This window comes from Agrobacterium tumefaciens (assembly GCF_013337285.1).
Lineage (GTDB): Bacteria > Pseudomonadota > Alphaproteobacteria > Rhizobiales > Rhizobiaceae > Agrobacterium > Agrobacterium burrii.
This window is the reverse complement of record NZ_SUPW01000005.1, coordinates 122,501-143,731: the sequence shown is the minus strand read 5'-3', so window position 1 is coordinate 143,731 and position 21,231 is coordinate 122,501. Positions and strand designations below refer to the sequence as shown.

Below are 21,231 nucleotides of genomic sequence, written 5' to 3'. Positions count from 1 at the left end.
GCCAAGAGATTCGGGGAGCTCGCCATGCCGAGACTGTTTACCGCCCTCGAAATTCCGCGCAATGCGGCTATGAGCCTCTCATTGTTGCGCGGTGGTCTGCCGGGAGCCCGGTGGATCGATGTGGAGAATTATCACATAACCCTGCGTTTTATCGGTGATATCGACGGGCGAACCGCCGATGAGGTTGTCGACAGGCTGGATCGGATCGAAAGACCGGAATTCCAGCTCAATCTCACCGGTATGGGTTCCTTCGGCTCCAAGAAACCGCACTCCATCTGGGCCGGGGTTTCTCCCTCACCGGAAATGCAGGCGCTGCAGGCGGAAGTCGAGAGAATTTGTCAAAGGATCGGTCTCCCGCCTGATCCGCGCAAATTCATGCCGCATGTGACGCTGGCGCGGTTGCGCTCATCCCGTCTGGACGATGTGGTGCACTATCTTTCCGGACGCGGCAATTTCCGCACGTCGCCCTTCACGGTGGGACGTTTCGTGCTGATGTCGTCGAAGGAATCGGTGGGCGGCGGCCCCTATGTCGTGGAAGAGGCGTTTCCGCTTCACGAAGCGCGGTCGAGCTCCAGCTTTTCGAGCAACGAGCTGCATCCCGCCAAAAGCATGTTGTAGACGGTCAGAAAGCCGTCTTCACCACCGAAATAGGGATCCGGGACGCTCTCGTGGCGTCCCGACGCGTAGTGTAGAAACAGGTGGATTTTGTGCCTGCGGTTTTCCGGCGCCTTTTGAAGCAGTTTCGCCAGATTGCTCGTATCCATGGCAAGGATGAGATCGAAGGTGTCGAAATCGGCATGACTGACCTGCCGCGCGCGCTGCCCTGAAATATCGATGCCATGCTTGCGGGCTACCGCGACTGATCGGCGATCCGGGGCGGTGCCCGTGTGCCAGCCGCCGGTGCCGGCGGAATCGACGGTGAGTTGGCGGGATACACCCTCTCTATTGGCGAGGTTTGTTAAAACGCCTTCGGCAAGCGGTGAGCGGCAGATATTACCCATGCAGACAAAAAGAACAGCTATATGTTTCATGGAATATGCGTCGATCCGGTCGTTGAGGCGTTAATGGGTATCAAGCGGAGGCAAGATTGATGAAATATCCCAGAGTTGAACCGGATGCTATCCGGCAGGCATTGTCGAAACTCGAAGGATGGGCTTTGCGTGAGGACGGAGCGGCGATCGTCAGGTCCTTCAAGTTTTCCAGTTTTGCGGAAGCCTTCGGTTTCATGGCTGAATCGGCTCTTGCGGCGGAAAGGCTCAATCATCACCCGGAATGGTCCAATGTCTATTCGCGCGTGAAAGTCTGCCTCACAACCCATGATTCACAGGGCATAACCGAGCGGGATTTTCTTCTGGCCGAAGCGATGCAGAAGGCAGCGGCGGGCCGGGGGAATTGAATGGCGGGCGTTAAGTCCCATATAATAGCCGTGACCGGAGGACCGTCGATCATGGATGATGTGAAAATCGGTGAAATTCTTCTGCCGGGTGAAACCGACAAGCAGCAGGAGCGCGAGACTGTGGTGCGGGCGAAATTCTGGCCCAAGCTGAAGCGCGTCATGACAAAGGTGCCCTTCGCGCGCGATGCGGCGGCTGCCTATTATTGCGCGATTGATCGCGACACGCCGTTGCGCGCCAAGGGCATTATTCTTGCTGCGCTCGCCTATTTCATCATGCCCATCGACGCCGTGCCGGACATGCTGGCGGTCGTCGGTTTTACCGATGATATCGCCGTCATCACCGCGGCACTCGCCATGATCCGCGCCCATATCAAGATGGAACATTACGATGCGGCGGATGCCATGCTGAAGAGACAGCAGGAAGCCGGGTAACGCCTCTGTGATGTGCCTTCCCGGCGCAGCCTGGCGGGCGACAAATTCTTGCCTGAATTTGTGTGTCATACACAAGAAGGAAGGTCGTTCCGCGCCCTTCCTTCAGGGTGCGGGGAGTCGCCAATCTGTAACACTGCAAGACGTTTTAGGCATTTTATGCGTGTTGTTGACGGTTTGGTAACCGCTTCCTGACCACAATGAGAAAAGACGATCCGCACCCGAATGTGGCCGCTCCATGAACATGGAGCCCGCCGCCGCCTCGGGCTAATGGAAGACAATAACCCGGCAGGAAATTTTATGTTTGTAAGAAGTGTAGCAACCGCAGTGGCCATTCTGCTGACCAGCGTCGGCGTAGCATCTGCACAGTCGCCCACGCGCATCCAGCAGTTCAATGCCTGGGGCGCCTATTCGTACAAATCGGGTAACAGCACCGTTTGCTATGTTCTTTCCATTCCGACATCGAAGGAACCGGCGAGCGTCGATCACGGTGATATTTTCTTCATCGTATCGCAGCGCCCTGGTCAGAACATTTCCTATGAGCCGCAGGCCATGGTGGGTTATCCGCTGAAGCAGGGTTCCAAGGTCAACGTCACGATCGACAACAAGAACTTCGTGATGTTCACCAAGGACAAGGCTGCCTGGGTTGAAAACGCTGCCGAAGAACCGGCCCTCGTCGCAGCGATGAAAAGCGGCAAGTCGATGACGGTGAAGGCGACGTCTGGTCGCGGAACCGGCACTTCCTATTCCTATTCACTCTCGGGTATTTCGGCTGCTCTCAAGCAGATCGAGAGTTGCAAGTAATTCTGACGCCTCGTCAGCTTTGTGATTGGCCGGTCATCGACCGGCCATTTGCGTTTTTGCCAGTTTGATGCTAAAGGCGCGGCAACATTGACAGGCGGATGCGCGAAAGGTGCTCCGCCTTTGATTTTCTCGACATGCAGACGATTTTCCGCCTATCCCACAGGCCGGTCGTGCGATGCATGGAATGATTGGATAGCGTGATGTCCGTAATGCAAGCCCCTGCCGGCCTGGCAGTCAAAGCCCCCTTGATCGCCAACAGCGATCTCATGTCCGGCAAGCCGTCGCTGATCGGCTTGACGCGTGAGGAAATGGGCGAGGCGCTGGCCGAGGTCGGCGTGCCGCAAAAGCAGGTGAAGATGCGTGTCAGCCAGTTGTGGAACTGGCTTTATGTGCGCGGGGTCTCGGATTTCGACAATATGACGAATGTCGCCAAGGAGCTTCGTGAGACGCTGAAGGCGGCCTTTACCATCGCTCGCCCGGAAATCGTCGAGGAGCAGATCTCCAATGACGGCACCCGCAAATGGTTGATGCGGTTTCCGCCGCGCGGCGCGGGACGTCCCGTCGAGATCGAAACGGTTTATATTCCGGAAGAAGGGCGCGGCACGCTGTGCATTTCAAGCCAGGTGGGCTGTTCGCTGACCTGTTCCTTCTGTCACACCGGCACGCAGCGTCTGGTGCGCAATCTGACAGCCGAGGAAATTCTCGCCCAGCTTCTGCTGGCTCGTGACCGGCTTGGCGATTTTCCGGATGGTTCGACGCCGGTCGGTGCTTATGTGCCGAGCGAAGGCCGCAAGGTGTCCAACATCGTGATGATGGGCATGGGCGAACCGCTCTATAATTTCGAGCATGTGAAGACTGCGCTTCTGATCGCGACCGATGGTGATGGCCTGTCGCTTTCCAAGCGCCGCGTGACGCTCTCCACCTCGGGCGTCGTGCCGGAAATCTTCCGCACGGGCGATGAGATCGGCGTGATGCTGGCGATTTCACTGCATGCGGTGCGTGATGATCTGCGCGACATGCTGGTGCCGATCAACAAGAAATATCCGCTGAAGGAGCTGATCGAGGCTTGCCGCAACTATCCGAGTGTTTCCAATGCCCGCCGCATCACCTTCGAATATGTGATGCTGAAGGATGTGAACGACAGCCTGGAAGACGCCAAGATGCTGGTGCAGCTGCTGAAGGGCGTTCCGGCCAAGATCAACCTCATTCCGTTCAATCCATGGCCGGGCACGAACTACCAGTGTTCCGAATGGGCGCAGATCGAGAAGTTCGCCGATTTCATCAATCAGGCGGGTTATGCCTCGCCGATCCGCACGCCGCGCGGCCGCGATATTCTCGCCGCCTGTGGTCAGTTGAAGTCGGAATCGGAACGCATGCGCAAGACCGAAAGACTGGCTTTCGAGGCGATGATGATCGCCAATCACGGCGCGGATGACTGAATAAGCCGCAATTGCGCCATAAAGCTGGTTTTGCGGCGGTTCTCCGATTGATTTCGCGCTGTCTTGTTCCTAAAAAGACGACAATAGGGAACCAACAGGAGGATATCCATGCGCGCATTCATTATGGCTCTCGCTGCCGCGAGCGCCCTCGTTCTGCCGGCCAAGGCTGAAAACGTCACCGTTGCCGTCACCGCCATCGTCGAACATCCGGCGCTTGACGCCGCCCGTGATGGCGTCAAGGCAGCGCTTGCCGAAGCCGGTTACAAGGAAGGCGAGAACCTCAAATTCCTTTACGAGTCCGCGCAGGGCAATCCTGGCACCGCAGCGCAGATTGCGCGCCAGTTCGTGGGTGACGCGCCGAACGTTATCGTGCCGATCTCCACGCCGTCGGCCCAGGCCGTCGTTGCGGCCACGCGCGATATTCCGGTCGTCTTCACGGCCGTGTCCGATCCGGTTGGCGCACAGCTCATCAAGAGCATGGAGAAGCCCGGCGGTAACGTGACCGGCCTTTCCGACATGCTGCCGGTTGGCGAACATCTGGCGCTCATCAAGGAAATCTCGCCGAATGCCAAGTCCATCGGCTTCATCTACAACTCGGCCGAAGCCAATTCCGCCTCGACCCTCGCCCTGCTGAAGGCCGAAGCCGACAAGGCCGGCCTGAAGATCGTCGAGTCCGTCGCCACAAAGTCCGCTGAAGTTCAGGGCGCGACGCGCGCTCTGGTCGGCAAGGCCGACGTGATCTACGTTCCGACCGACAACACCATCGTTTCCGCTTTCGAGGCGGCAGCCGGTGTTGCGAGCGAAGCCAAGATCCCGCTTTACGCCGCTGATACGGATTCCGTCGCGCGTGGTGCGGTTGCAGCCCTCGGTTTCAACTATTTCGACGTGGGCAAGCAGACCGGCGCCGTTGTTGTCCGCATCCTCAAGGGTGAAAAGCCCGGTGAAATTCCGGCAACCGTGGCTGTCGGCACCGATCTCGTGATCAACAAGAAGGTTGCCGAAAAAGTTGGCGTCACCTTCCCTGAAAGCGTGACGAAGCGCGCCACCAAGGTCATCGACTGAACCGAAACCTGACTGAATTGCGGGCGGCGGTATTTCGCCGCCCGTTTTACGTGGCACGAGACGGTGCCCGTATCCGCCTGATGGCGGCAATAACAAGGACATTACCGTGAGCCAAATCGCCTTCTGGGGTGCCGTGGAGCTGGGACTGGTCTTCGCTTTCGTGGCGATCGGCGTCTATCTCGCTTTCCGGGTGCTAGATTTTCCTGACCTGACCGTGGACGGTTCGTTTCCGCTCGGCGCTGCTGTTGCCGCCGTGCTGATCATCGCCGGTCTGAATGCCTGGGTCGCGACGGCGGTTGCGATGGTTGCCGGTGCCGCTGCGGGCATGGTCACCGCAACGCTCAACGTTCGTTTCAAAATCCTCAACCTGCTTGCTTCGATCCTGACGATGATCGCGCTGTTTTCCGTCAATCTGCGGGTGATGGGAAAGCCGAATGTGGCGCTGCTCAATCAGGATACGATGGTATCGCCGTTTTACGGCCTCGGCCTTTCCGAATATCTGGTGCGGCCGCTCTTCGTCGGCGCGCTGGTGCTGATCGCGGTCATTCTCGTCTGGCGTTTTCTTGAAAGCGATGCGGGCCTTGCCATGCGGGCGACGGGGGCCAATGCGCGAATGGCGCGGGCGCAGGGCGTGAAGACGGGTAACCAGATCTATCTCGGCATGGCGCTTTCGAATGCGCTGGTCGCCCTCGGCGGTGCGCTGTTTGCGCAGACCAATGGTTTTGCGGATGTGACAGCCGGTGTCGGCACCATCGTCGTTGGGCTTGCGGCCGTCATCATCGGCGAAACGCTGTTTGGTGCACGCGGCATTCTGATCGCACTCATCGGCTGTGTTTTCGGCTCCATTGCCTATCGTCTCGCCATCCAGCTTGCCTTGTCGAGTGATGTGCTGGGTCTCAAGGCATCCGACCTCAATTTCGTAACGGCGGTATTGGTGGCCATCGCATTGATCCTGCCCCGACTGCGCCGTGGGGGAGCAACATCGTGATTTCCCTTTCCGATATCCAGGTCGTCTTCGGGCGCGGTACGCCACTGCAAAAACAGGCGCTGGCCAAGATCGACCTCACCATCGAAGATGGTTCCTTCGTCACCGTCATCGGTTCCAATGGCGCCGGTAAATCCACGCTTCTCGGTGTATTGGCCGGCGACGTCCTGCCGACGGCGGGCAAAGTGGTGATCGGTGGTGCCGATGTTACCCGCAAACCGACGGCCAGCAGGGCCGGTCGGGTGGCACGCGTGTTTCAGGATCCACTGGCAGGCAGCTGCGGCGCGCTCACCATCGAAGAAAATCTGGCGCTGGCGGCGTCACGCGGCGAGCGTCGCGGTTTGTTGTCGGCACTTGGACGCGGCAGGCGGGATTTCTTTAGAGAACGTATCGCGTCGCTCAATCTCGGTCTCGAAAACCGACTGAAGGATCGCATGGACCTGTTGTCCGGCGGACAAAGACAGGCAGTGTCGCTTGTCATGGCGACGCTTTCCGGCTCGGATGTGCTGCTGCTTGACGAACATACGGCAGCACTCGATCCCGGCATGGCGGAATTCGTGATGGAATTGACCCGTAAGGTTGTGTCGGAGCGCAAGCTGACGACGTTGATGGTCACGCATTCCATGCGTCAGGCGCTGGATTATGGCACCCGCACCATCATGCTGCATGCCGGCGAAATCGTGCTCGACGTGTCCGGCGACAGCCGCAAGGATCTTGAAGTCGAAGATTTGATCGATATGTTCCGCAAGATACGCGGCCAGAAGCTGGATGACGACGAGCTTTTGATCGGCTAATCATTCCTAAATGCGCCTTCCGGCGCCTTTTTTATTTGCGGTCAGCGCGTTTGCGTGAAGAAAATCTTGACGGCGAAGAGTGAAAAGACGCCGGCGATCGTGTAATCCAGCCCGCGCAGAACCTTCCGGTTGCGTTGCAGCCACGCGGACAGGACATCGGCGGCGACAACGATGCCGATACCGATCGGCAATGCCACGATGATGGACCAGATGCCGAGGAAGATCAGCTTGCCGGTGACGTGTGGGTCGGAGGCGCTGACGAATTGCGGCAGGAAGGTCATGAAGAAAATAATGACCTTGGGGTTGAGCAGATTGACCCAGATGCCGTTCAGCAAGGCTGATCTGAGCGAGGATTGCTGCTTTTCTCCGTTGGTTTTCACCATCACGAAATCCGAGCCTTTACGGATCGCCTGAATGGCGAGCCAGACCAGATAGGCGGCCCCGCCGGTTTTCAGGATCATGAAGGCCGTGGGCGAGGCGACGATGAGGGCGGCGACGCCAAAGGCGACCAGCATCGTGTGCACGGTGATGCCGATATTGGTTCCGACCAGTGTCATGAAACCCGCCGCCCGGCCTTCGCGCAGCGAGCGGCTGATCCAGAGCGTCATGTCTGGCCCCGGCGTCACCGCCAGAAGCAGAATGGCGATGGTAAAGGCGACAAGTGTTGGCAGGCTTGGAACGAAATCCATCGCGGCACCCATGAAAGCGGCAAATGATGGCGTTGCTTAACGCGATTTCGCGCTTCTGCCAATGTTTTTGAGCCGCAACGCGCGATGCGACTATGGGGAGCCGCCACACCGTTCAAAGCGCGGCGGCTGACTATTCAGTTCTTGAGGAAGCTTGTGAAGGCTGCGGAATATTCCGTGTGCCAGCGCGAAAGTGGCGGGCGGTTCTGGACGATGTCCTGGGCCGCCCAGAGAATGCGTTTCTCGTCTGTCGGGCGGTCTACTTCGCCGTCCGGGCAGAGAATGTAGAAATCGCCCCGGCTGATACTCTCGATCATGAAATCGACGGTCTGCTCGCCGGTCCATGCGCCCTGTGGCTTTTCCGTCCTGCCATTGGCGGTCAGGCCGGTGAAGACGAAGCCGGGGATTAGCAGATGGGCGGAGGCCGCGCCGTTCGGAATATTGCGCAATTCGTGCTGAAGCGCTTCCGTGAAGGTTTTGACGCCTGATTTGGAGACATTGTAGGCCGGATCGCCGGGCGGCGTGGTGATGCCCTGTTTCGAGCCGGTATTGATGATGAGCGACGCCTCGCCATGGGCGACCATGCCCTGGCCGAAGACACGGCTGCCGTTCACCACGCCCATCAGATTGACGTTGATGACCTTTTCCCAATTGGCCTGCGGGCCGAATATGGCGCTTCCTGGCTGGATGCCGGCATTATTCATCAATACGTGAACCCTTCCGAAACGCTGGATGACGGCGCGCTCCAGCGCCTCCAGTTCATCGAGTTTCGATACGTCGGTCGGGATGGCGACGATCTGCGCTTCGCCGTCCTTGGCGACGTTCAAAATATCCGCATGCGCTGCGGCGAGCTTTTCCCCGTCGAGATCGACGAGCACGACACTCATGCCAAAACTCGCAAATTTGCGGGCGGCGGCAAGTCCGATACCGGATGCCGCACCTGTTATGACAGCGACATTATCTTCCTTGAATGCGGGGTGGATGTTCGTCATAGGTTTCTCCTTCGCGTCGTTTCTGCTGTTTCCAGCGGTTTGCAACGTTGCCTGAACCTGAGTGGCTTCATTCACGGTCTTCAAGTCGATCGCGCCGCTTCATGATAAAGCGCGAATTTTCTAAATGCATGTGACAATTGCTTCGTTCCCATCGGCAGCGGTCGGTCATCACCCGCCGTCATATGCGCCCATCAATTGTTTTGTCGCGTATCTTACGGAAAATCGCTTCACACATTTCGGGTTGCACTGTAAAAGTGCCGAAATCCCAAGGAAATGACGGTACGCGGATGCCGTCATCATGCAGATGGACATCACTATGGCTCTCCCGAAAGACGTTAAGAAAGTCGTTCTCGCCTATTCCGGCGGCCTCGACACCTCGATCATCCTGAAATGGCTCCAGACGGAACTGGGCGCTGAGGTCGTGACCTTCACCGCCGATCTTGGCCAGGGCGAAGAGCTTGAGCCGGCGCGCAAGAAGGCCGAGATGCTGGGCATCAAGGAAATCTTCGTCGAGGACGTCCGCGAAGAGTTCGTACGTGATTTCGTGTTCCCGATGTTCCGCGCCAACGCCGTTTATGAAGGCGTCTATCTGCTCGGCACCTCAATTGCCCGTCCGCTGATTTCCAAGCACCTGATCGAGATCGCCAAGAAGACCGGCGCCGACGCCATTGCGCATGGCGCCACCGGAAAGGGCAACGACCAGGTCCGTTTCGAGCTTTCGGCCTATGCGCTGAACCCCGACATCAAGATCATTGCGCCGTGGCGCGACTGGACGTTCAAGAGCCGTACCGATCTTCTGCAGTTCGCCGAACAGAACCAGATCCCGGTTGCCAAGGACAAGAAGGGCGAAGCGCCTTTCTCGGTTGATGCCAACCTGCTGCATTCCTCTTCCGAGGGCAAGGTTCTGGAAGATCCCGCCAAGGAAGCGCCGGAATATGTGCATATGCGCACCATTTCCCCGGAAGCTGCTCCCGACAAGGCAACCGTCATCAAGGTCGGTTTCCGCAAGGGCGATGCCTGCTCCATCAATGGCGTTGAAATGTCTCCAGCCACACTTCTGGCGACGCTCAACAATTACGGTCGTGAAAACGGCATCGGTCGTCTCGATCTGGTCGAGAACCGTTTCGTCGGCATGAAGTCGCGCGGTGTCTACGAGACGCCCGGCGGTACCATCCTGCTTGCCGCGCATCGTGCCATCGAATCCATCACGCTCGACCGGGGTGCAGCGCATCTCAAGGACGATCTGATGCCGCGTTACGCCGAGCTTATCTATTACGGTTTCTGGTTCTCGCCGGAGCGTGAAATGCTCCAGGCCCTGATCGACAAGAGCCAGGAACATGTAGAAGGCGAAGTGACGCTGAAGCTCTACAAGGGCAATGTCATGGTAACCGGCCGCGAGAGCGAAAAGTCGCTCTATTCCGACGCGCTGGTGACGTTCGAAGACGACCACGGCGCTTACGACCAGAAGGATGCTGCGGGCTTCATCAAGCTCAATGCGCTGCGTCTTCGCACGCTGGCCAAGCGTAATCTCAGCAAGTAATTCAGCTGAGATGAGAACAGGAACCCGCAGGCGGTGACGCCGGCGGGTTTTTTCATGACTGCCTTTTGGAGACGATGCGGAAGCCGATGTAGCTGGCGACTGCCGTGAATTCCATGACCGGGATGATAATGCCAAAACCGGTCAGCGGGGAACCGATGAGTGAGGCCGCAGTCCCACCCGCAAAGCCCGATCCCATCTGGATGAAGCCCATCATCGCCGATGCCGAACCGGCGATGTGCGGAAAGGGGGCAAGGGCCGCCGTCACCATCGAGGGTGTCAACAAAGCGATGCCGACCGTTGCGACCGCCACGGGTACCATGATGGAAAGGAAGGATGGCGGCACCAGCAATACTGACAGCATGATGAGAAGACCGCCGGTGCCCGAAAAACAGAGGCCGAGCATCACCGAACGCCGGTCACCCAACTTCGGTGCGATATAACGCAAGGCAATGGAGCCGAAGAAATAAGCGCCGGTCTGCATCAGCATTCCGACGCCGAAGGCGGTGGGGGTCATGCCGACTTCGTTAATAAGAATGAAGGTCAGCATGGTGGCCTGCGCATAAAGCGCGCCGATGGAGCCGCCGAGCACGAGTGCGGCGAATAGAAACCGTGGCTGGGTCAGCAACGTGCCATAGGCAGACAGGAGACGGCAGGGGCGGATCAGGTTTTTGTCCGGGACTGTCGTTTCGCGCAGAAAGACAACCACGGCGAAGATGGCCATGGCCCCGAGGCCGGCCATGAGGAAAAACACCGATTTCCAGCCGAAGGCTGCAAGGGATAGCCCGCCGATTGTCGGTCCCATGGCCGGTCCGACGGCCAGCATGATGCCGATGAGGTTCATGATGCTGGAGGCATCAGCGCCGGTGAACTGGTCGCGCACGACGGCGCGCGCCACCGTCATGCCAACGGAGGCGCCGATGCCCTGTACCAACCGGGCGAAGAGCAGGACTTCAATTGTCGGGGCAAAAACCGCAAGCAGTCCGCCGCCGAGAAAGATTGAAAGAAAGAACAGACTGGCCTTTCGCCGCCCGAAGGCGTCGGATGCCGGTCCGGCGAGCAGCTGGGTTATGGCGAAACCGGCAAAATAGAGCGACAGGCTGAGCTTGACGGCGGACTCGGTGGTGGCGAAAACCCGTGTCAGTTCCGGCATGGCCGGTGTATAGATTGCCATGGAAATGGGTGCCAGCGCCGTCAGCAGCGCACCGAGTATTGCCGTGCGCTTTCTGGACATGATTGTTTCTGACGACATTGCGATCAGCTGTTTTGGCCCGGCTGTTCCGGCTGCAGATTGTTGCGAAGCGTCTGCAGGAAGCTGCGGAACAGCGCGACCTCCTCCTCATTCATGCCCTGCGTGGCGTGGCTGACGAGCTGGTCGATTTCCAGTCGTACGGCTTCCAGCATGTCGGTGGAGGCCTTTGTCAGCACGATGCGTTTGGAGCGCCTGTCCTGCGGGTCCTGCTGGCGTTCGACGAGATTGAGGGACTGCAACTTGTCGAGATAGGCGCAGATCGTCATGGGCTCGATGCCGAGGCGGGCGGCGATCTCCGACTGTTTGCTGCCATCCACGACCGCAACCGTCAGCAATGCGCGTGCCTCACCGGGGGTCAGGCCCAACCCGGCCTCGGAAATGCGGCGCTCAAATGCACTGTTCAGCAGGCGTGCGCCGCTGTTCAGCAAAAATGCCAATGAATCTTTTTCGCGTTTCGTGCCCATGCTTCGCCTTTTGTAAGTCAGCCTTACTAAATTCCGGGCGATAAGCAATGGTACGCAAATCATATTGTCGAAAATCGAGTAAAGTATGTGTCAGTTCGGTTGCTTTATGTTCAGCAAGATAGTCGAAGATCGTTACGCCAAAGCAAAAAAAGACAGGACGTCCTGCATTTTTTGTGCCTCATCCGTCGTGCCGATGGAGCTGGCGATTTCGGCCCGGTCGGAAAAATACGACAGGAAGTCGAAATCCGTATCATCGGTCACGCCGGATATGTCGATTACCTCGCCATTGGCGTTCAGAGTTTGGGCCGGCAGTTCGGAGGAAAGCTCAAGCCAGGTATCGTGGCCGATTTTCCCCGCATCGTAATATTCCTGGGCGATTTCGCGCAACTCGCGCAGGCTGAGGCGGGTGAAATCGATGCGTTTCACCGTCTCCTCGAAGCCTGCACCTGCGTCGGATTTGGCCGCCTTGCCGAAATCGGTATTGCCCACGGATCTGGCGTTTCTGGAATTGTCCCTGAAAAGGAAATTATTAGAGGACCTTAAAGAATAAATCTCCATAATACATATCTCCATCATGGGATATTATTTCAACAAACCAGATCATGTCGCCGTGGCACCGGTCAATACTTTGCCGTGAAGACATCGGCGTATTCCACACCAAATTCCGGATATTGAATTGGCGGTGGGGGCGTGCCCATATGGCTTTAATCTAGAATTGTACAAGGAAGATGAAATGCCATCCAAGACCGCACTTTATCCTGCACTCGTTACCTGGAACGGTCACAACGGTCTGCCGAAATTCGATGCGGTCAAAGATGAGGATTTCGGCCCGGCCTTCGAAGCCGCCCTTCTGTCGCACGAGCAGGAAATCAATGCGATTGCCGGCAATGCGCAGGCGCCGAGCTTCGAAAACACCGTGACCGCGCTCGAAATGGCGGGCGACGAGCTTTCGCGCATTTCAGCCCTGTTCTGGAACAAGGCGGGGGCGCATACCAATAGCGCCATTCAGGCATTGGAGCGGGAAATCGCACCGAAAATGTCGCGGCACTATTCGAAGATCGGCATGAATGAGGCCCTGTTCAAGCGCATCGATACATTGTGGGAAAAGCACGAGTCGCTTGCGCTGACGGGCGAGGAGAAGCGCGTTCTCGAGCGCCACTGGAAGGGTTTTGTGCGCTCCGGCGCAAAGTTGCCGAAGGACCGGCAGGAGCGGCTGGCGGCGATCAACGAGGAGCTTGCCGGTCTCGGTGCGAGCTTCGGGCAGAATGTGCTTGCGGATGAAAAGAGCTGGAAGCTGCTGCTTTCCACGGAAGACGAACTTGCCGGCATTCCCGGTTTTCTGCGCGATGCGATGGCGGGTGCTGCCCGCGAACATGGCGAAGACGGGAAATTCGCGGTTACCCTCTCCCGTTCGATCATCGAGCCTTTTCTAACCTTTTCCGAACGCCGTGATTTGCGCGAACAGGCCTTCAAGGCCTGGGTGGCGCGGGGTGAAAACGGCGGCGAGACCGACAATCGCAAGATTGTCCACCGCACGCTCGAACTGCGCGAGGAAAAGGCAAAGCTTCTTGGTTACGCGAATTTCGCCGCCTATAAGCTCGACGATACGATGGCGAAAACGCCTGATGCCGTGAACGGCCTTCTGGGTCAGGTCTGGGAAAAGGCGGTGCTGCGCGCCGGTGAAGAAGAGGCCGAGCTTGCCGCCATCATTGCCGAGGAAGGCAGGAACCACGAGGTTTTGCCGTGGGACTGGCGTCATTATGCCGAAAAGCTGCGGACGCGGAAATTCAGCTTTTCCGAGACTGAGTTGAAGCCCTATCTGCAACTGGAAAAGATCATCGAGGCCTGCTTCGATGTGGCCAACCGGCTCTTTTCCATTCGCGTCACCGAAGTAAAAGGCATCGCAGCCTACCACCCGGATGTGCGGGTTTTTGAAATCCGCGACGAAAAAGGCGATTTGAGAGCCATGTTCCTGGGCGATTATTTCGCCCGTCCTTCCAAGCGTTCCGGTGCGTGGATGAGTTCGTTCCAGTCGCAGCACAAGCTGCCCTTGAAGGACGGCACCGTCGGTGAGATACCGATCATCTACAATGTCTGCAATTTCGCAAAACCGGCTGAGGGAAAACCGGCACTGCTGTCGCTGGATGATGCGCGCACGCTGTTTCATGAATTTGGTCATGCGCTGCATGGCATGTTGTCCGATGTCACTTACCCTTCTGTTTCCGGAACGGGTGTCTCGCGCGATTTCGTTGAGTTGCCGTCGCAGCTTTACGAACATTGGCTGACGGTGCCGGAAATCCTCGAAAAATACGCAGTTCATTATGAAACCGGCGCGCCAATGCCAAAGGCGTTGCTGGACAAGGTTCTGGCCGCGCAGACATTCAATGCCGGTTTCAGCACGGTGGAATTCACTTCTTCGGCCATCGTCGACATGGCGTTTCACACCCGCGACGATGTCGGTGATCCAATGGCTGTGCAGGGTGAGGTGCTTTCCGCGCTCAACATGCCGAAGTCCATCGTCATGCGGCATGCGACGCCGCATTTCCAGCATGTGTTCTCTGGCGACGGCTATTCCGCCGGCTATTATTCCTACATGTGGTCGGAAGTGCTGGATGCCGATGCGTTTTCCGCTTTCGAGGAAACCGGCAATGCCTTTGATGGTGAGATGGCGCGCCGGCTGAAGGACAATATCTATTCCGTCGGCGGTTCCGTGGATCCTGAAGAGGCTTATCTCGCCTTCCGTGGCAGGATGCCGAGCCCGGACGCCATGCTTTTGAAGCGCGGCCTTGTATAAGAGACTGTCATAATTCTCAGCTAGAACCTGAGCGCAGGGGGCTTATGACACAGGCCCCCCTTTCGCATTTGCAAAAAAAAGGTTATGAGCGCGCCAAACTAAATTGGCGTTTCTCATCATTGTAGCGCCCAACCTCAGAGATTTTGAACAATGGCACTTCGCAACATCGCGATCATCGCGCACGTTGACCATGGAAAAACGACGCTCGTGGACGAGCTTCTGAAGCAGTCCGGCTCGTTCCGCGACAACCAGCGCGTCGCCGAGCGTGTGATGGATAGCAACGACCTCGAAAAGGAACGTGGCATCACCATTCTCGCCAAGGCGACCTCGGTGGAGTGGAAGGGTGTTCGCATCAACATCGTCGACACCCCCGGCCACGCCGACTTCGGCGGTGAAGTCGAGCGTATCCTGTCGATGGTGGATGGCGCGATCGTTCTGGTCGATAGTTCCGAAGGCCCGATGCCGCAGACGAAGTTCGTGGTCTCCAAGGCGCTGAAGGTTGGTCTTCGCCCGATCGTCGCGATCAACAAGATCGACCGTCCGGATGGCCGTCATGAAGAAGTCATCAACGAAGTCTTCGACCTCTTTGCGAACCTCGACGCCACCGACGAGCAGCTTGATTTCCCGATCCTTTACGGTTCCGGTCGTGACGGCTGGATGAACGTCAACCCGGAAGGCCCGAAGGATCAGGGTCTTGCGCCGTTGCTTGATCTGGTTCTCGAACATGTTCCGGAGCCCAAGGTTGAAGAAGGTCCGTTCCGTCTGATCGGTACGATCCTCGAAGCCAACCCCTTCCTCGGCCGCATCATCACCGGCCGTATCGCTTCCGGTTCCATCAAGCCGAACCAGGCTGTGAAGGTTCTGGGTCAGGACGGCAAGCTGATCGAAACTGGCCGTATTTCCAAGATCCTCGCATTCCGTGGTATCGAGCGCACTGCAATCGAAGAAGCCCATGCGGGCGACATCGTTGCCATCGCCGGCCTTTCCAAGGGCACCGTCGCCGACACGTTCTGCGATCCGTCCGTGACCGAAGCGATGACCGCGCAGCCGATCGATCCGCCGACCGTTACCATGTCCTTCATCGTCAACGACAGCCCGCTTGCCGGCACCGAAGGCGACAAGGTGACGAGCCGCGTTATCCGCGACCGTCTGTTCAAGGAAGCCGAAGGCAACGTCGCTCTGAAGATCGAAGAAGCCGAAGGCAAGGATTCGTTCTTCGTTTCCGGCCGTGGCGAATTGCAGCTGGCGGTTCTGATTGAAACCATGCGCCGCGAAGGCTTCGAGCTTGCCGTGTCGCGTCCGCGCGTTGTGATGCACAAGGATGAGAACGGCACCCTGCTGGAGCCGATTGAAGAAGTCGTGATCGACGTTGACGAAGAGCATTCCGGCGTGGTCGTTCAGAAGATGTCCGAGCGCAAGGCTGAAATGGCCGAGCTTCGTCCTTCCGGCGGTAACCGCGTTCGTCTGAAGTTCTACGCACCGACCCGTGGTCTGATCGGTTACCAGTCCGAACTGCTCACCGACACGCGCGGTACGGCGATCATGAACCGTCTGTTCCATGACTATCAGCCCTTCAAGGGCCAGATTGCCGGTCGTATCAACGGCGTTCTGCTGTCGAATGGTTCGGGCGAAGCCGTCGCTTACGCCATGTTCAACCTGGAAGATCGCGGCCCGATGATCATCGAGCCGGGTGAAAAGGTTTATGCAGGCATGATCATCGGCATTCACACGCGTGATAACGATCTCGAAGTGAACGTGCTGAAGGGCAAGCAGCTGACCAACATCCGCGCCGCCGGTAAGGATGAAGCCGTGAAGCTGACACCGCCGATCCGCATGACGCTTGATCGTGCTCTTTCCTGGATCCAGGAAGATGAGCTGATGGAAGTGACGCCGAAGTCCATCCGCCTGCGCAAGATGTTCCTCGACGCCAATGACCGCAAGCGTTTCGAAAAGGCCAAGCTTGCTGTCTGATTGCGGTTTGTCGTGACGAATTTGAAAAAACCCGGCTTCGAGCCGGGTTTTTTTATGCATTCGTTTTTATGTGTGCATGAGTCGAAAGGTGCTTGTGTGAAAGGTTAAGGATGCGTTAATTTTTCCTGGTCGTCCACATGAATAGGCTGTGGGTAAGCTTGCCGGCGTTAACCTTTATGACTGGTAAGTTTCCGTGGCCGGGGCCAGAATCGCGTTATGAAAACGTTATCCATCGATGTTCGCCGTGCCGAGCCGCATGATGCGCGCGCCATATCCGAAGCGCACCGTCTGTCGTGGAACCAAGCCTATGCCGGGCTTATCCCGCACCGGCCGTTGACGCAGATGCTGGAGCGCCGTGGCGAAATCTGGTGGAAGAAGGCGACCCGTGGGTCTGCCACCATGCTGGTGGTGGAGGTGGCCGGTGTGGTTGCAGGATATGCGACGCTGGGCCTCAGTCGCGCACGCGGTTTGCCACATGACGGCGAGATCTACGAACTTTATCTGCGCCCGGAATATCAGGGCATCGGGCTCGGTTCGTTGCTGTTCACGGAAGCGCGCAGACTACTGACGTCACTTGGCTGCAACGGCATCGTTGTCTGGTGCCTTGAAGACAGCGATGTGGCCAATCGGTTTTTCCGCTCGCATGGCGGACGGGATATTGCCGAGGGCATGGAAGATTTTGGCGGCAAGTCACTGCGCAAGGTTGGTTTCGTCTGGAACTGATAAAAATTGCGGGTGGATTTTATGCCCGTTTGCGCCACGCATGCCCAATTGCGATACCCTCAAATCTTGCATTCTGCCTTATCCGCCCAAAGCCATGTTGCATTGCGGCGACTTTCCCAGTATCGAAAACCAAATCCAACCCGATGAATTGAGGGAAGCGAATGCGTATCGATGCAATTTCCATAGGCAAGAACCCGCCGGATGACGTGAATGTTATCGTTGAGGTGCCGGTCGGTGGCCACCCGATCAAGTACGAGATGGACAAGGACGCCGGTGCGCTGATCGTCGATCGCTTCCTCTACACGCCGATGACCTATCCGGGTAACTATGGCTTCGTGCCGCACACGCTGTCCGATGATGGCGACCCGATCGATGTTCTCATCTGCAACACCCGTCCGCTGGTTCCCGGCTGCGTAATCAATGTTCGCCCCATCGGCGTCATGATCATGGAAGATGACGGCGGCAAGGACGAGAAGATCCTCGCTGTGCCGGCTCCGAAGCTGACGCAACGTTACGACAAGGTTCACAACTACACCGACCTGCCGGAAATCACGCTGAAGCAGATCGAGCACTTCTTCGAGCACTACAAGGATCTGGAGCCCGGCAAGTGGGTGAAGATGGGCGGCTGGCAGGATGTCGACGTCGCCAAGAAGCTGATCGTCGAAGCCATCGAGCGCTACAAGGCGCAGGGCTGATAGGTCTAACCCGTAAGCTTATTAAAACGCTCTTCGAAATCCTCCGGGTCGGTGTCGATCCGGAGGATTTTTTTACGCGCTGTTTCGCCTGAAATGAAGGTGATGGAAGATTTGGGCAGCCTGAGTTTTTTCGCCAGCAAAACAATCAGGGCCTTGTTCGCCTTGCCGTCTTCCGGCACGGCGCTGACGCGGGCTTTCAGATAAGCGCGTCCGTCCGCATCCTGCTCCACGCCGTCAATCGCATCCCGCCCGCCGCTCGGCGTCAGGCGAACGGACAGGCGGACATGATCATTTTGTTTCTGCCAGAAGCCGCTCAAACGGTCATCGGATAAAGCGTGTTCCACATGAAGGAGCGGATGAAGAAGATGATCAGCAACAGGATGATCGGCGAAATGTCGATGCCGCCGAGATTGGGCAGAATGCGGCGGATGGGGCGCAGGGCCGGTTCCGTGACATTGACCAGGAAGCTGCCGATGGCATTCACGAACTGGTTGCGGGAATTGATGACGTTGAAGGCGTAAAGCCAGGAAAAAATGGCGCTGGCGATCAGCACCCACGTATAGAGGTTCAAAGCCAGATCGATGGTCTGAAACAGGGCAAGCATCAATATCTCCGTATCTTGGTTGCAAGACATTTAGACATTCGCTGGTGAACCGGCAAGTGTTGCGCCAATAGGGCTGGCGATTCTTGTGATATCGCTCTATTGCAAACGTCTCATATTCTCTCGAGAGCACCCAGCCGATGTCCCTGCCTTCTGCCGAAAACCGTTTCGGTGCATTCCGGCATAGTTCCTATCGTCGCTTCTTCAGCGCCCGGTTTTTTTCAGCCTTCGCCATTCAGATCGTCAGCGTCTCAGTCGGCTGGCAGATGTATGAGGTGACCGGAAACGCCTTTTATCTCGGTCTGATCGGGCTTTTTCAGTTTCTGCCATCGCTGCTTCTGATCCTCGTGACCGGAACGGTCGCCGATAGACACAATCGCCGGCGCATCATGGCCATTTGCCTGGTGATCGCGGCCGGCTGCGCCGCCGCCCTGCTTGGCTTGACGCTGACGCACAGCTTTTCTCCCTGGCCGGTCTTCGCCATTCTCGTGGTGTTTGGCATAGAGCGGGCATTCATGGGGCCGGCGGTTCAATCACTGGCGCCCAATCTTGTGCCTGTCGAGGATTTGCCGAACGCTATCGCGTGGAATTCTTCTTCCTGGCAAATGGCATCCATTCTCGGTCCGGTTGCCGGCGGTCTGCTTTATGGCCTCGGCGCTTCCGTCGCCTATATCGTGGCGTTCGTGCTCTTCATCGTGTCCGCAACGCTGGCGGTGACGATCCACAAGCCGGAACAGCGCGGCCCGGCGAAAGCCATCAGCCTCGAAACGATGCTGGCCGGGTTCAAATTCATCTCGCAGGAAAAAATTGTCCTTGGGGCCATTTCGCTCGACCTCTTCGCGGTCCTGCTGGGCGGCGCCGTCGCCCTGATGCCGATTTTCGCCAAGGAAGTTCTGACGCTCGGGCCATGGGGTCTCGGGCTTTTGCGCGCCGCCCCCGGCATCGGCGCAATAACCGTTGCAGTCATTCTGGCCTTCAGGCCCATTCGCCACCATGCCGGCCTGCTGATGTTTATCGGTGTCGGCCTCTTCGGCGTTTCCACTGTCGTGTTCGGCCTTTCCGAAACCGCGTGGGTGTCGATTGCCGCGCTGGTGGTCATGGGCGCATCGGACATGGTGTCGGTTTATGTGCGGGAAACCCTGATCGCGCTCTGGACGCCGGATGAAGTGCGCGGGCGTGTGAATGCGGTGAACATGGTGTTTGTGGGTGCTTCGAACGAGCTGGGCGAATTCCGCGCCGGCACCATGGCGCATGTCGTGGGAGCGGTGCCTGCCGTCGTCATCGGCGGAGCAGGCACGCTTGCTGTCGCGGTCATCTGGGCGCTCGGTTTTTCGAAGCTGCGCAAGATCGACAATCTCGACGCACCGCACTGATGGCGATGGGTTTCAGCGCTGCGCCTTGCCTTCAAAAACCAGATCGAGGAAATTGCTGAGCCACGAGCGGAGCGGCGTGTCGAACAACATGCGGCCCTCAAGGTGCTGGCTGCCGACCTGCGCATTCGGCATGCCGAAACGCTGTGCGCCGCGCACCACCCAGCTGTGCATCATGGCGCGGGTGAGTTCGGCGTGAAACTGTAGGCCCCAAGCATTTTTTCCATACCGATAAGCCTGATTGGGATAGGTTTCGCCCGATGCCAGAAGCTCGGCTCCGCGCGGCAGCTCAAACCCTTCCTTGTGGAAATGATAAACCATCTTCGGCCAATGCGGCATCAAAAGCCGTCCGTGTTCGGTAGCGTGAAGCGGATACCAGCCGATTTCCACCTTGCCTTCTCTATCGGCCTCAACCTTGCCGCCCAGATGTTTGGACAACATCTGCGCACCAAGACAGATGCCGAGAAACGGCTTGTTTTCCTTCAGCGGCACCTTCAGCCAGTCAATTTCGGCTTTGACATAGTCATGCGGATCGTTGGCGCTCATCGGGCCGCCGAAAATGATGGCGCCGGCATGTTTTTCCAGCGTTTGCGGCAGGTCGTCGCCAAGCGCAGGCCGCCTTATATCCAGCCGATAGCCTTTTTCCACCAGCATCTGGCCAACGCGACCGGGCGTGGAGCGTTCCTGATGCAGGACGACTAGCAGGGAAGGTTGTTTGCTCTGTTGCCTGGAGGGGTCAAACAGCATCGTCTTGGTTTTCGCTTTCTTCAGCCGGCCCGGACCGCGTGGCGGCCTGCTGACGTTGCAGAACCCTGTCGCGAACGGAAACGCCGAGCAGATCGGCGACTCGCCAGATCACATGGTCTTCCATTTCGCTTCGTTCGCCGTCAGCGTAAACAATATCCCATAATATTCCAATAAGCTCCACGCGCTGATCTTCATCGAGATGGCGGCGGATATCGGTGGTGAAGCGGTAATAATCGACGGCTTCCTTGCCGGCCTCCTGACCGGCGGCGAGAAGAGCATCGAGTTTACGGGCATCGAGATGGTAATAATCCTGCAGGATTCCACGCAGGCGGTCACGCTCGCTTTTCGAGACGGTGCCATCCGCTTCCATCACCTGAAAACAGAGGGCGGCGACTGTCACCCTCAAATCATCAGGGCTGAAATCATCCGCATGCGGACCGACGAGGTTTTGAATAAACGACTGAATCCGGTTGAGCATCGATATCCTGTT

At 57.7% G+C, this 21,231-nt stretch carries 24 protein-coding genes; 14 read left to right on the top strand and 10 right to left on the bottom strand.

Going from position 1 to position 21,231, the window contains the following annotated elements:
- Positions 1-24: 24 nt before the first annotated feature.
- Entirely contained in the window at positions 25-618 is a 594-nt protein-coding gene (thpR, locus tag FCH38_RS15360) for an RNA 2',3'-cyclic phosphodiesterase (RefSeq protein ID WP_153515508.1), read from the top strand.
- Here thpR and FCH38_RS15355 read toward each other — a convergent pair.
- Entirely contained in the window at positions 552-1,031 is a 480-nt protein-coding gene (locus FCH38_RS15355; RefSeq protein WP_153515509.1) for a low molecular weight protein-tyrosine-phosphatase, read from the bottom strand. The genes thpR and FCH38_RS15355 overlap by 67 nt on opposite strands.
- A gap of 59 nt (positions 1,032-1,090) precedes the next feature.
- Here FCH38_RS15355 and FCH38_RS15350 point away from each other — a divergent pair, with 59 nt between their 5' ends.
- The 7 genes from FCH38_RS15350 (at position 1,091) to FCH38_RS15320 (ending at position 6,909) form a co-directional block, all read left to right on the top strand.
- Positions 1,091-1,396 (top strand): 4a-hydroxytetrahydrobiopterin dehydratase, encoded by a 306-nt coding sequence (locus tag FCH38_RS15350; protein ID WP_149900489.1) that lies wholly within the window; start codon positions 1,091-1,093, stop codon positions 1,394-1,396.
- 51 nt (positions 1,397-1,447) lie between these two features.
- Entirely contained in the window at positions 1,448-1,828 is a 381-nt protein-coding gene (locus FCH38_RS15345) for a YkvA family protein (protein ID WP_153515510.1), read from the top strand.
- A 297-nt stretch (positions 1,829-2,125) separates the two neighbouring features.
- Positions 2,126-2,629 (top strand): invasion associated locus B family protein, encoded by a 504-nt coding sequence (locus tag FCH38_RS15340; protein WP_149900491.1) that lies wholly within the window; start codon positions 2,126-2,128, stop codon positions 2,627-2,629.
- 266 nt (positions 2,630-2,895) lie between these two features.
- Positions 2,896-4,068 (top strand): 23S rRNA (adenine(2503)-C(2))-methyltransferase RlmN, encoded by a 1,173-nt coding sequence (rlmN, locus tag FCH38_RS15335; RefSeq protein ID WP_153515601.1) that lies wholly within the window; start codon positions 2,896-2,898, stop codon positions 4,066-4,068.
- A gap of 108 nt (positions 4,069-4,176) precedes the next feature.
- Positions 4,177-5,130, top strand: coding sequence for an ABC transporter substrate-binding protein (locus tag FCH38_RS15330; RefSeq protein WP_149900492.1), 954 nt, complete (start codon positions 4,177-4,179; stop codon positions 5,128-5,130).
- A 106-nt stretch (positions 5,131-5,236) separates the two neighbouring features.
- Positions 5,237-6,118: an ABC transporter permease gene (locus FCH38_RS15325; protein ID WP_149900493.1), complete on the top strand. Its 882-nt coding sequence runs from the start codon at positions 5,237-5,239 to the stop codon at positions 6,116-6,118.
- The gene (locus tag FCH38_RS15320) at positions 6,115-6,909 is read left to right on the top strand and encodes an ABC transporter ATP-binding protein (RefSeq protein ID WP_142842270.1); all 795 of its coding nucleotides are present in this window, start codon (positions 6,115-6,117) and stop codon (positions 6,907-6,909) included. Before FCH38_RS15325 ends, FCH38_RS15320 begins: the two co-directional genes overlap by 4 nt.
- Before the next feature lie 41 nt (positions 6,910-6,950).
- On the opposite strand, the gene FCH38_RS15315 is transcribed toward FCH38_RS15320, so the two are convergent.
- On the bottom strand, positions 6,951-7,598 hold the full coding sequence (locus FCH38_RS15315) for a LysE family translocator (RefSeq protein WP_153515511.1): 648 nt from the start codon (positions 7,596-7,598) through the stop codon (positions 6,951-6,953).
- Between the two features lie 134 nt (positions 7,599-7,732).
- A complete protein-coding gene (locus FCH38_RS15310) occupies positions 7,733-8,587 on the bottom strand; it encodes an SDR family NAD(P)-dependent oxidoreductase (RefSeq protein WP_174374271.1) in 855 nt (284 codons plus the stop codon).
- Positions 8,588-8,903: 316 nt separating this feature from the next.
- Here FCH38_RS15310 and FCH38_RS15305 point away from each other — a divergent pair, with 316 nt between their 5' ends.
- The gene (locus FCH38_RS15305; protein WP_149900496.1) at positions 8,904-10,127 is read left to right on the top strand and encodes an argininosuccinate synthase; all 1,224 of its coding nucleotides are present in this window, start codon (positions 8,904-8,906) and stop codon (positions 10,125-10,127) included.
- A 52-nt stretch (positions 10,128-10,179) separates the two neighbouring features.
- Here the strand turns inward: FCH38_RS15305 and FCH38_RS15300 are convergent, their stop codons facing one another.
- From FCH38_RS15300 to FCH38_RS15290, 3 genes are all read right to left on the bottom strand, one after another.
- Complete coding sequence (locus FCH38_RS15300) at positions 10,180-11,376, bottom strand: multidrug effflux MFS transporter (RefSeq protein WP_174374270.1); 1,197 nt, start codon at positions 11,374-11,376, stop codon at positions 10,180-10,182.
- Positions 11,377-11,381: 5 nt separating this feature from the next.
- Positions 11,382-11,840, bottom strand: a complete 459-nt coding sequence (locus FCH38_RS15295; protein ID WP_153515513.1) for a MarR family winged helix-turn-helix transcriptional regulator — start codon at positions 11,838-11,840, stop codon at positions 11,382-11,384.
- A 132-nt stretch (positions 11,841-11,972) separates the two neighbouring features.
- Positions 11,973-12,329 (bottom strand): hypothetical protein, encoded by a 357-nt coding sequence (locus tag FCH38_RS15290; RefSeq protein WP_336510803.1) that lies wholly within the window; start codon positions 12,327-12,329, stop codon positions 11,973-11,975.
- Positions 12,330-12,573: 244 nt separating this feature from the next.
- Between FCH38_RS15290 and FCH38_RS15285 the strand changes: the two genes are divergently transcribed.
- The 4 genes from FCH38_RS15285 to ppa all read left to right on the top strand — a co-directional run bounded on the left by FCH38_RS15285 (position 12,574) and on the right by ppa (position 18,023).
- Positions 12,574-14,634, top strand: a complete 2,061-nt coding sequence (locus FCH38_RS15285; RefSeq protein ID WP_174374268.1) for a M3 family metallopeptidase — start codon at positions 12,574-12,576, stop codon at positions 14,632-14,634.
- Positions 14,635-14,784: 150 nt separating this feature from the next.
- Positions 14,785-16,605, top strand: coding sequence for a translational GTPase TypA (gene typA / locus FCH38_RS15280; RefSeq protein ID WP_149900501.1), 1,821 nt, complete (start codon positions 14,785-14,787; stop codon positions 16,603-16,605).
- A gap of 216 nt (positions 16,606-16,821) precedes the next feature.
- Positions 16,822-17,328 carry a GNAT family N-acetyltransferase gene (locus tag FCH38_RS15275; protein WP_149900502.1) on the top strand — a complete coding sequence of 169 codons (507 nt, stop codon included), beginning with the start codon at positions 16,822-16,824 and terminating at the stop codon, positions 17,326-17,328.
- Positions 17,329-17,489: 161 nt separating this feature from the next.
- Positions 17,490-18,023 (top strand): inorganic diphosphatase, encoded by a 534-nt coding sequence (gene ppa / locus FCH38_RS15270; protein ID WP_149900503.1) that lies wholly within the window; start codon positions 17,490-17,492, stop codon positions 18,021-18,023.
- Positions 18,024-18,028: 5 nt separating this feature from the next.
- On the opposite strand, the gene FCH38_RS15265 is transcribed toward ppa, so the two are convergent.
- Both FCH38_RS15265 and FCH38_RS15260 read right to left on the bottom strand, forming a co-directional pair.
- Positions 18,029-18,340 (bottom strand): DUF167 domain-containing protein, encoded by a 312-nt coding sequence (locus tag FCH38_RS15265; protein ID WP_174374267.1) that lies wholly within the window; start codon positions 18,338-18,340, stop codon positions 18,029-18,031.
- A complete protein-coding gene (locus FCH38_RS15260) occupies positions 18,337-18,627 on the bottom strand; it encodes a YggT family protein (protein WP_003492418.1) in 291 nt (96 codons plus the stop codon). The genes FCH38_RS15265 and FCH38_RS15260 overlap by 4 nt, the downstream gene beginning before the upstream one ends.
- A 137-nt stretch (positions 18,628-18,764) precedes the next feature.
- Here FCH38_RS15260 and FCH38_RS15255 point away from each other — a divergent pair, with 137 nt between their 5' ends.
- Positions 18,765-19,997, top strand: a complete 1,233-nt coding sequence (locus FCH38_RS15255; RefSeq protein ID WP_149900505.1) for an MFS transporter — start codon at positions 18,765-18,767, stop codon at positions 19,995-19,997.
- 12 nt (positions 19,998-20,009) lie between these two features.
- Here the strand turns inward: FCH38_RS15255 and FCH38_RS15250 are convergent, their stop codons facing one another.
- Together FCH38_RS15250 and FCH38_RS15245 are read right to left on the bottom strand one after the other, a co-directional pair.
- The gene (locus FCH38_RS15250; protein WP_174374266.1) at positions 20,010-20,741 is read right to left on the bottom strand and encodes a glutamine amidotransferase; all 732 of its coding nucleotides are present in this window, start codon (positions 20,739-20,741) and stop codon (positions 20,010-20,012) included.
- On the bottom strand, positions 20,731-21,219 hold the full coding sequence (locus FCH38_RS15245; RefSeq protein ID WP_174374265.1) for a TerB family tellurite resistance protein: 489 nt from the start codon (positions 21,217-21,219) through the stop codon (positions 20,731-20,733). Before FCH38_RS15245 ends, FCH38_RS15250 begins: the two co-directional genes overlap by 11 nt.
- Between the last annotated feature and the right edge of the window lie 12 nt (positions 21,220-21,231).